We start from the raw sequence: 1,540 nt of genomic DNA, 5'->3' as shown, positions 1-1,540 counted from the left end.
TGATAAGATTAGCGGTCAAGGCGAGAGGGAGTGAGGTGTAGGTATTGACACCAAAAAGGCACTCCCTTATACTTGAGAGAAAAAGGTGCAAAAACCTATTGATAAGATTAGCGGTCAAGGCGAGAGGGAGTGAGGTGTAAAAGACTATGGCAAAATACACCAAAAGGAGAGATAAAAGAGGGTATGAGTGGAAGTCTGCTTATCGGGAGAAAGAAGCTCTTATGCTGGAGAGGGGATACCCGGAAGTAAGTCCTCATGATTTCTATCGAGAGTTGTTTCCGACTGGTAGTCTGCAGCAAGAGCCGGGGGACGGAAAAGGTAATATTATAGCGACACAGATTAGACCGTCCGGCAAAGGAAGAACCCGGCAGTGGGTAATTGATGATAGTCTGAAAATGCTGGATAAGGTCATAGGAGATAGGTTTGGGCTGATACCGCCTATTAGTTTTTACGGGAAGTCACACACGAAAGAGAACGCTCATGAGCTGTTTGCGGTGGTGGTGGATGTGGATTATGTAGGCAAACAGCAGTTAAAGAACCTGTTGAAGCAGTTTGGGAATGGTGTGCAGCTTCGTCCGACTTATCTTGTCAGCTCCGGCAAGGGGGTACATCTTTACTATTTCTTGCAGGAGCCGGTTCAGTTGTATCGAAACCGGGAAGAAGTGCTTGCGGAGCTGAAAGAAGCCTTTATCCGGCGGCTATGGAATGATACCAGCTCTATCCGTCCGGACAGCCCGGATATAACCGGAATTTATCAAGGTTTCCGGTGTGTGGGGAGTCAGTCGAAGCTGGGTGCAGATTTCCCAGTAAAAGCCTATAAGCTGTCAGAGAACCGTTACACGCTGGAGGACATAAAAGCCAGCATACCGAGCTGTAAGGTAGACCTTGCTCCGTTGTACGAGAAGCCGAGAAGAAAAAGTACCGTTACGCTGGAAGAAGCAAAGGAGCTGTACCCGGAATGGTATGAGAAGCGGATCGTGCAGGGAGAGCCGAAGCAGAAAAGTAAGAAGCAGGGCGGTACGTGGGTATGTAACGAAGCTTTATATGAGTGGTGGAAACGGAAAATAACCGAGGAAGTGAAAGCCGGAGGGCGTTACTTTTCTATTATGGCGTTGTGCTCTTATGGCTTGAAGTGTGGCATATCCGAGCAGAAGATACGGAGAGACGCCTATGCGTTCTTGGACCATTTAGAGAGCCTTACCGAGGACGAGGACAACCATTTCAGCCGGGCAGATGTGAAAGACGCTCTCCGGGCATTGAAAGGGGACAGAAAAAGGTTGTCAACGATAGCAAGCCGGGAATGGATAGAGGACAACACAAAGGTTACGATACCAGCAAATAAGCGAAATTACAGAAAACAAGAGGCTCATTTATATCTTGCAAGGCGAAAAAAAGAGGATATGAAAGTTATAGGCGAAGTAGTAAAAGAGGGCAGACCAACAGCAGAGCGGACAGTCAGAGAATGGCAGGAGAGCCACCCGGCAGGAAAGAAAGCGGACTGCATTCGAGAGACAGGACTTGCAAAGCATACGGTTTATAA

Annotated in this window: 1 protein-coding gene; it reads left to right on the top strand. The window is 47.9% G+C overall.

What is annotated here, in order from left to right; translation table 11 throughout:
• Positions 1-146 precede the first annotated feature (146 nt).
• The coding region (locus DXA87_RS17390; RefSeq protein WP_199537950.1) for a repa at positions 147-1,540 on the top strand (1,394 nt) is incomplete at its 3' end.

This window comes from Desulfotomaculum sp. OF05-3, from assembly GCF_003435535.1.
Lineage (GTDB): Bacteria > Bacillota > Clostridia > Lachnospirales > Lachnospiraceae > Pilosibacter > Pilosibacter fragilis.
Note: the sequence above shows the minus strand (reverse complement) of the source record. Positions and strands in the feature narration are given on the sequence as shown.